The sequence below is a fragment of the Acinetobacter sp. ATCC 27244 genome (assembly GCF_000156555.1).
GTDB lineage: Bacteria > Pseudomonadota > Gammaproteobacteria > Pseudomonadales > Moraxellaceae > Acinetobacter > Acinetobacter haemolyticus.
The window spans coordinates 44,256-50,794 of record NZ_GG665977.1 but is presented as its reverse complement, the minus strand read 5'-3'; the positions used below and the strand labels follow the sequence as shown (position 1 = coordinate 50,794).

Annotated in this window: 6 protein-coding genes; 1 reads left to right on the top strand and 5 read right to left on the bottom strand. The window is 40.0% G+C overall.

Annotated elements, in window-relative coordinates:
* Positions 1-81: 81 nt before the first annotated feature.
* A complete protein-coding gene (gene tyrS, locus HMPREF0023_RS15800) occupies positions 82-1,314 on the bottom strand; it encodes a tyrosine--tRNA ligase (protein ID WP_008942570.1) in 1,233 nt (410 codons plus the stop codon).
* Positions 1,315-1,375: 61 nt separating this feature from the next.
* On the opposite strand from tyrS, the gene HMPREF0023_RS15795 reads away from it, so the two are divergent.
* Complete coding sequence (locus HMPREF0023_RS15795) at positions 1,376-2,509, top strand: anhydro-N-acetylmuramic acid kinase (protein WP_004637302.1); 1,134 nt, start codon at positions 1,376-1,378, stop codon at positions 2,507-2,509.
* 54 nt (positions 2,510-2,563) lie between these two features.
* Here the strand turns inward: HMPREF0023_RS15795 and erpA are convergent, their stop codons facing one another.
* The 4 genes from erpA to HMPREF0023_RS15775 all read right to left on the bottom strand — a co-directional run bounded on the left by erpA (position 2,564) and on the right by HMPREF0023_RS15775 (position 6,467).
* A complete protein-coding gene (gene erpA, locus HMPREF0023_RS15790; RefSeq protein WP_005086061.1) occupies positions 2,564-2,899 on the bottom strand; it encodes an iron-sulfur cluster insertion protein ErpA in 336 nt (111 codons plus the stop codon).
* 121 nt (positions 2,900-3,020) lie between these two features.
* Positions 3,021-4,025 (bottom strand): putative solute-binding protein, encoded by a 1,005-nt coding sequence (locus HMPREF0023_RS15785; protein WP_008942569.1) that lies wholly within the window; start codon positions 4,023-4,025, stop codon positions 3,021-3,023.
* A 288-nt stretch (positions 4,026-4,313) separates the two neighbouring features.
* On the bottom strand, positions 4,314-5,324 hold the full coding sequence (locus HMPREF0023_RS15780) for a putative solute-binding protein (protein ID WP_005086066.1): 1,011 nt from the start codon (positions 5,322-5,324) through the stop codon (positions 4,314-4,316).
* Positions 5,325-5,465: 141 nt separating this feature from the next.
* Positions 5,466-6,467: a putative solute-binding protein gene (locus tag HMPREF0023_RS15775; RefSeq protein WP_005086068.1), complete on the bottom strand. Its 1,002-nt coding sequence runs from the start codon at positions 6,465-6,467 to the stop codon at positions 5,466-5,468.
* Positions 6,468-6,539: the final 72 nt, after the last annotated feature.

Here is a 6,539-nt window from a genome sequence, read left to right as displayed (position 1 = left end):
CTAGTGTTTTCGTTGTTTTTATCATCTATTTACGTATAAAAAGCAGGCTCATGGCCTGCTTTTTATTTTTTTCTTTATGGCTTAATCGGTAAAAGTCACACGTGCAATGGCTTTTTTACCAGATTGGATGATTAAAGTGACATTCTCTTTTACAGAATAGCTCATATCGACCACATTCCAATCGACTTTAACAGCACCACGACCCACCGCATCTTTAGCTGATGCTGCATTTGGGTTTAAACCTGCAACACGAAGAATGGTTGCAATAAATAACTCACCACCAAACTCACCACGAGAAATGATTACTTCTGGTGTGTCTTCGGGTACTTCGCCTTCTGTTACACGGTTGCCTGCGCTCTTATGTGCATTTTCAGCCGCTTCTGCATCATGGAAACGCTCAACCAGCTCAAGCGCCAAAATACGTTTGATCTCTTGTGGATTACGACCTGCTGCCATTTCATCAAGTAGAACCTTGATTTCATCGAGTGACTTAAAGCTAAGTAGATCAAAGTAACGTTCAATCAAGCTATCTGGCATCGACAAGATTTTTTGGTACATCGCACCTGGTGTGTCAAATACACCAATATAGTTGCCTAAAGATTTAGACATCTTATTGACGCCATCTAAACCTTCAAGAATTGGCACAGTAATACACACTTGTGATTCTTGACCATAACGACCTTGTAAGGTACGGCCCATCAGCAAATTAAAAGTTTGGTCTGTTCCGCCTAACTCGACGTCTGCTTCAAGCGCAATTGAATCATAACCTTGTACTAATGGATATAAAAACTCATGAATTGCGATCGGTTGATGATTGTTATAACGCTTGGTGAAGTCATCACGCTCTAACATACGCGATACGGTTTGTTGGCTCGCCAATTGAATCAAATCAGCTGCCGTTCTTTGATTAAACCATTCTGAGTTAAAACGAACTTTGGTTTTATTTGGATCTAAGATTTTAAAGACCTGTTCTTGATAGGTTTTCGCGTTAGCAAGAACTTGTTCTTTAGACAAAGGCGGACGCGTTGCACTTTTCCCAGATGGATCGCCAATCATCGCAGTATAATCACCAATCAAGAAAGTGACTTCATGCCCTAAATCTTGGAAGGTTTTTAATTTATTGATGAGAACCGTATGTCCTAAGTGTAAATCAGGTGCCGTAGGGTCAAAACCTGCTTTTACACGCAGTGGACGATTCTCTTTGAGTTTCTTCAGTAAATCTTCTTCAGAAATAATCTCATGCGTGCCTCGTTGGATGAGAGCAAGCTGTTCTTCGGCGGGCAAGAAATTTGACATCACAAAACCTAAACACATCAGTTATTCAATTTGTGCGATATACTAACATTTTTTCAGCATCTTGCAGGGGAAGTTGTTTATGAGCGCAATCTATATTGGTGTAATGACTGGCACGAGCATGGATGGTGTTGATATTGTTGCAACTTCATTCGAACCTTTAACTTTGCACGCCACATTGACCGTCCCATTTGATCCAGAATTACGTGATGAGTTGATGGCATTAACGCTACCAGACGATAACGAAATTGATCGTATGGGAAAAGCAGATGTTGCATTGGCACAAATGATTGGACAGGGTGTCAATCAACTGATTGAAATGAACGGTTTAGACCGATCACGAATCAAAGCCATTGGTTCACATGGGCAAACTATTCGTCATCGTCCTGAATATGGTTTTACCTTACAAATTGGTGATCCCAACATCATTACTGAAATTACTCAACTTCCTGTCATTTCAGATTTCCGTCGTCGCGATATGGCGGCAGGTGGGCAAGGCGCACCTTTGGTTCCAGCATTCCACCAAGCATTGTTCCAACATGACAGCATTCACCGTGTCATTCTCAATCTAGGTGGTATTGCCAATGTCAGTATGCTACCTGCAAACAATCCAAATGCCGTTTATGGTTTCGATACTGGCCCAGCCAATATTCTAATGGATGCATGGTGCCAACGTCATACTGGAAATGCTTATGATGAGAATGGCGATTGGGCAGCTTACGGACAACCAATTCGTTCACTTTTAGATCGCTTACAAAATCATGAATTTTTTGCTAAAGAACCACCTAAAAGCACAGGCCGAGAGGACTTTAATTTAGAATGGCTCGATGACCAAATAAGTGATTGGCGCAATGATCTCGACTATGATGAACTGGAAGATACCCCAGAAAATGTGCAAGCAACGCTGATGAAACTCACCACACGTGCCATTAAAAAAGCCATTTATCGAAGCAAGGATTTAATGCCAACAGGTGAAGTTTATGTCTGTGGTGGTGGCGCATATAACTCGCATTTGCTAGAACAACTACGTTGGCGTTTACGTAAGCATAATTGGTCAGTCCAAACGACGGATGCTTTAGGTTTAGCCCCAACATGGGTAGAAGCAACAGCATTTGCTTGGCTAGCAATGCGCTTTATTCAACAACTGAGTGGTAATTTAGCTACGGTTACAGGTGCATCTGGTGATCGTATTTTAGGAACAATTACGGCGGTCTAAGCATAAAAAAGCCTCTCAGACTTTCTCATCGAGAGGCTTTTAAACAAATCTATCTTAGATTGAAAATGACGAACCGCAACCACAAGTGGTCGTTGCATTCGGGTTTTGCACCACAAAACGCGAGCCTTCCAGACCTTCTAAATAATCAACCACTGAACCCACTAAGTATTGATAACTTAAAGAATCAACCAAAACTTTGACATCGCCATTGCTGAATTCCGCATCATCTTCGTTGACCGTTTCAGCAAAGTTAAAACCATACGAAAAACCCGAACAACCTCCACCCGTGACGTAAACACGTAACATCAGGTCATTATTACCTTCACTTTCGCGCAGTTGGCGAACTTTTTTAGCAGCATTATCTGACAATTCGAGAGCTTGGGCGGTCATGGATGTTCCTCAGACTTCAATATGTCTTTCATAAATAAAAGACCCAATATTTAGTATAGCATACCTAATATCGGGTCGGTCTTTGAACTTTTAAAGTGTCGTTACAGACTTTTTCACAAGATTATTTGTAATTTTCGTCCTGTAAAGCGCACTCAAAATTCTTGGCATCTTCACGGCAACGGAATTGCCATAATAACTTCATCATACGCTTATCGTAGATACCGCGTTTGGTTAAATCAATACGTGCCTCACGCATTAATTTCTGATATCCAGGTTTGTCAGAAGCTGGTATTTCCATCCAATACTTTTGTGGAATGTCAGCTTTCATTTTGCCTAAAATATCAAAGGCCCGTGGTAATTGAGAACTCACCCATTGTCTGGATTTTTGCCCAAAACCTTCTGGGAATTTATCGGAACGAATAATAATATTTCCCGTTACTTGCAAAATTGGATAATTTACAATCGCACCTTTTGTACCTAAGCCTTTATGTAACTCTAATGGTTTAAATGCAGCAGCTGGTGCACCAATGATATCAACCTGACCATTGTTAAATTTTGCCCCGAAGTTAGTCACATCTGAACTTACCGCTTGCGCACCCACTTGAGCTGCCATAATTTTTTGAGCATCATCATAATCTAATACAGCGATTTTCTTGCCTGCAGCCTTCGCGACCGTATTAATATTACGATCATTGACCATCAAATAAGCATCCCCGACAGGAATAACGCCCACCACTTCATATTGACCGTTCACCATTGCTTTAGCAAAGGTTGGGCTGGCTAGACCTTGCATGACTTTGACTGCAAATTTTAGGTCTGTAATCGCGCCAATCGCGTCGAGTGATCCTGTAAATTTGTTAAACTGACGACCACGCATGCCTGTGATACTGACAGCATCACATTTGCCAGCCTTAAAATCTTCTGCAAGTACGGCTTCATTTTGTCCCACACGCAACTCAATGTCCGCACCCCACGATTTGGCAGCAATCTGATAGTCTTTCATCAAAGCATAGACATCACCATTTCGACCCACTAAATCAAATACACAAAGGGTTTGCTTTGCTTGTGTAGCGACAGAAACAGTGGCGATGCTTGACGCAAGTAAAATTGTTTTAAACCATTGCATGTTATTTTTTCCTTTGCATCTAGTTTGAGTGTTGTTGCATAGCCTTAAGCTTGTGAAGAACAAATGAAGTCCCTCAGAAAAAGGCTTTCAAATGAATATATGTTTAAATTCGGTATTGTTTCATCATCCTGATCAAACATATTTTTAAATCATCACGATTTCATCTGATTTTTATGCTTCTATCATCACGGTGTTTCGTCATGAAGACAATGACCTTAATGACATAATCAAAAAAACAAAAAGCCTAGATAAATCTAGGCTTTAAGTATGCTTTTTTGCAATTCTGGATTATTCACCAGGTAATGCACATTCGAAGTTCGCTTTATCAACTGAACAACGTGCTTTCTTTAAAACAGACATCATGCTGGCATCATAAATACCACGTTTGGTTAAATCCATACGACCATCACGTAATAGTTTTTGATATTTAAGTTTGTCTTCAGCACTTAAATCCATTCTGTATTTTGCAGGAATTTCCGCTTCTAAACGCTTGATCATTGCAAATGCTTTCGGCAATTGTTTTACATGCCAATCACGTGACTTTTGACCAAAACCTGCTGGGAATTTCTCAGGACGAATCACTAAATCTGCAGTTACGTGCAAGACAGGGAAGTTAAACATCGCACCATTGGTACCTAGACCTTTGCTTAATTCTAATGGTTTATAAGCATAAGCAGGCGCACCCACCATATCTACCTGACCATTGTTAAACTTAGCAGCAAAGTTAGAAATATCTGAAAGTACGGCTTGCGCACCTACGCGTTGTACCATGATTTTTTGTGCATCATCATAACCAAGCACAGCAAATTTCTTACCTGCTGCTTTTTCAATTGAGTTGATACTCTTATCACGCACAAAGATATACGCAGAACCTAAAGGTGCAATACCAGCGATTTCGTATTTATTGTTTCCTAAGTTGGTGGTCATTTTAGCAGCATTACGTGCATCTAATACAAACGTAATTGCGCGTTGCGCAATTTCATTGCTCGTTACACCACCTAATGAGTCAATTGAACCAGCAAATTTATTGTATGGACGTGCACGCATTGAAGTCATTGCTACAGCGTCACACTTACCAGCTTTGAAGTTGTTATCTGCAACAGCTTCATCAGTCAATGCAACCAAATTTACATCAGCGCCCCAACCCTTAGCAGCCAATGCCCAATCCTGCATCATTTTGAATGACTCACCAGATCTACCCAATAAGTCAAATACACATACGTCTACTTTGTTTGCTTGAGCTGACGCAGAAAAACCCATGATAGATGCGGTGATCGCAGCGAACGCAATTTTTTTCATTTTTTCTTCCTTCTACAAACTTATGTCTGTCTCCTTGTACAAGGCAAATATTAATCATGTTTTATGGAAAAAAATAGAGTTAGTACTCTATTTTTTGTGTCAATATTGCTACATTTTGTCATTTTTTAACCAGATTATGGTTTATTCACCGCTTAAAGAACATTCAAAATTTGTTCGTTCAACCGTACACCGCGCACGTTTCAACACATTCATCATGGTTGCATCGTATACACCTTCTTTGGTCAAATTCATTCGCCCATCACGTAACATTTTTTGGTAACGAACTTTATCTTCATTCGATAAATTGATACGAGCTGCATCCATACCCGCTTCTAAACGTTGTACCATCGCAAAGTTACTTGGTAATTTTCCAACAAACCACTGACGTGATTGCGCGCCAAAAGAACTAGGAAATTTTTCTGGGCGAATAATCAAATCTCCTGTGATATTTACGACTGGAAAATTAAACAAAGCACCATTTGCTAAACCTTTGTTAATCTCTAAAGGTTTATAAGCATAAGCAGGTGCAGCAATTACATCCACTTGGCCACGGTTAAATTTTTGCACGAAGTCTGAAATATTAGAGGGTACTGCAACCAGATCAATACTTTCCACGATGGCTTTTTGCGCTTGATCATAATGTAAATATGCGAATTTCTTGCCTTTGGCCTTTTCAATGGTATTAATATTTTTATCACGCACAAAAATATAAGCTAAACCAACTTGAATAATCCCTGCAACTTCAAATTTCTCACCATTGAAAGTCGCCACTAAACGGTGTTGATTACGTTTATCGAGCACAAATGAAATCGCTTTTTGTGCAATTGCATTACTAGTGACTGCACCCACAGCATCAATCGAACCCGCAAATTTATTGTATTTTCGCGCACGCATAGAGGTCATATACACTGCATCACAACGTCCTTGGTCAAAATCGCGTTCCGCTTTTTCCTCATCCTGATAAGGAATTAGTTCAATATTTGCTTTCCATGTTTGTGCAGAAAGACGCCATTCTTCAAGAAGTTTATAAGACTCACCTGCTCTTCCTAATAAATCGAATACACAAACTTTTTGTTTTGCTTGTACTTGTGAGCTCATCGCAAATAAAGCCGCAGCCCCCAATAACCAAAGTCCTTTTTTCATCTTGTTTTCCCTTCTGTACTGTTCTGCATGTTTTTCCATCAATGCAAAATCAATATAGTCAAATTTTGATCA

Excerpts from the sequence above, each read along its gene's own strand:
- tyrS (WP_008942570.1), bottom strand. The coding sequence starts at position 1,314 with ATGTGTTTAGGTTTTGTGATGTCAAATTTCTTGCCCGCCGAAGAACAG.
- HMPREF0023_RS15795 (WP_004637302.1), top strand. The coding sequence starts at position 1,376 with ATGAGCGCAATCTATATTGGTGTAATGACTGGCACGAGCATGGATGGT.
- erpA (WP_005086061.1), bottom strand. The coding sequence starts at position 2,899 with ATGACCGCCCAAGCTCTCGAATTGTCAGATAATGCTGCTAAAAAAGTT.
- HMPREF0023_RS15785 (WP_008942569.1), bottom strand. The coding sequence starts at position 4,025 with ATGCAATGGTTTAAAACAATTTTACTTGCGTCAAGCATCGCCACTGTT.
- HMPREF0023_RS15780 (WP_005086066.1), bottom strand. The coding sequence starts at position 5,324 with ATGAAAAAAATTGCGTTCGCTGCGATCACCGCATCTATCATGGGTTTT.
- HMPREF0023_RS15775 (WP_005086068.1), bottom strand. The coding sequence starts at position 6,467 with ATGAAAAAAGGACTTTGGTTATTGGGGGCTGCGGCTTTATTTGCGATG.